Source organism: Bacillus sp. TE8-1, assembly GCF_008368855.1.
In the GTDB taxonomy this organism is placed as follows: Bacteria; Bacillota; Bacilli; order Bacillales; family Bacillaceae_G; genus Bacillus_A; species Bacillus_A cereus.
Genome location: NZ_QPET01000053.1, coordinates 1 through 1,000 on the forward strand (window position 1 = coordinate 1; position 1,000 = coordinate 1,000).

Below are 1,000 nucleotides of genomic sequence, written 5' to 3' on the forward strand. Positions count from 1 at the left end.
GGAATATCGGGAAGACAGGATTTGAACCTGCGACCCCCTGGTCCCAAACCAGGTGCTCTACCAAGCTGAGCCACTTCCCGTTAATAAAAGCGCGCCCGAGAGGAGTCGAACCCCTAACCTCTTGATCCGTAGTCAAACGCTCTATCCAATTGAGCTACGGGCGCATATGGTGCCGAGGGCGGGGGTCGAACCCGCACGGTGGTCACCCACCGCAGGATTTTAAGTCCTGTGCGTCTGCCTGTTCCGCCACCCCGGCATGTCATATTGAAAATTGGAGCGGAAGACGGGATTCGAACCCGCGACCCCAACCTTGGCAAGGTTGTATTCTACCACTGAACTACTTCCGCAAGACATGTATGAGTTATTTTATTAAAAGTGCGGGTGAAGGGAGTCGAACCCCCACGCCAAAGGCGCTAGATCCTAAGTCTAGTGCGTCTGCCAATTCCGCCACACCCGCATATTTCATTAAAATGGTGAGCCATGAAGGACTCGAACCTTCGACCCTCTGATTAAAAGTCAGATGCTCTACCAACTGAGCTAATGGCTCTTAATGGCTGGGCTAGCTGGATTCGAACCAGCGCATGACGGAGTCAAAGTCCGTTGCCTTACCGCTTGGCTATAGCCCATTAATTAAGAATGGTGGAGGGGGGCAGATTCGAACTGCCGAACCCGAAGGAGCGGATTTACAGTCCGCCGCGTTTAGCCACTTCGCTACAGTCCGGCATAAATGGTGGAGGATGACGGGATCGAACCGCCGACCCCCTGCTTGTAAGGCAGGTGCTCTCCCAGCTGAGCTAATCCTCCATTTTGCCTGGCAACGTCCTACTCTCACAGGGACAAGGTCCCAACTACCATCGGCGCTAGAGAGCTTAACTTCCGTGTTCGGTATGGGAACGGGTGTGACCTCTCTGCCATCATTACCAGACTGTATTCATTTAAGACAAGAATCATTGTAACTCATTTGACTTTGAAAGTCAACAAGTTTTTTATATTCTTTCAA

At 51.7% G+C, this 1,000-nt stretch carries 9 tRNA genes and 1 rRNA gene; all 10 read right to left on the reverse strand.

Annotated elements, in window-relative coordinates:
- Positions 1-6 precede the first annotated feature (6 nt).
- The 10 genes from DN404_RS29910 to rrf all read right to left on the reverse strand — a co-directional run bounded on the left by DN404_RS29910 (position 7) and on the right by rrf (position 925).
- Positions 7-80 (reverse strand) — tRNA-Pro (locus DN404_RS29910).
- Positions 81-90: 10 nt separating this feature from the next.
- Positions 91-164, reverse strand: a tRNA-Arg gene (locus DN404_RS29915).
- 3 nt (positions 165-167) lie between these two features.
- Positions 168-256, reverse strand: a tRNA-Leu gene (locus DN404_RS29920).
- A gap of 16 nt (positions 257-272) precedes the next feature.
- Positions 273-347: transfer RNA gene (locus DN404_RS29925), tRNA-Gly, on the reverse strand.
- Positions 348-376: 29 nt separating this feature from the next.
- Positions 377-457, reverse strand: a tRNA-Leu gene (locus tag DN404_RS29930).
- Positions 458-471: 14 nt separating this feature from the next.
- A tRNA-Lys gene (locus DN404_RS29935) sits at positions 472-547 on the reverse strand.
- A 4-nt stretch (positions 548-551) separates the two neighbouring features.
- Positions 552-626, reverse strand: a tRNA-Gln gene (locus DN404_RS29940).
- An 11-nt stretch (positions 627-637) separates the two neighbouring features.
- Positions 638-720 (reverse strand) — tRNA-Tyr (locus tag DN404_RS29945).
- Positions 721-728: 8 nt separating this feature from the next.
- A tRNA-Val gene (locus DN404_RS29950) sits at positions 729-804 on the reverse strand.
- 5 nt (positions 805-809) lie between these two features.
- Positions 810-925, reverse strand: a 5S ribosomal RNA gene (gene rrf / locus DN404_RS29955).
- Positions 926-1,000 lie beyond the last annotated feature (75 nt).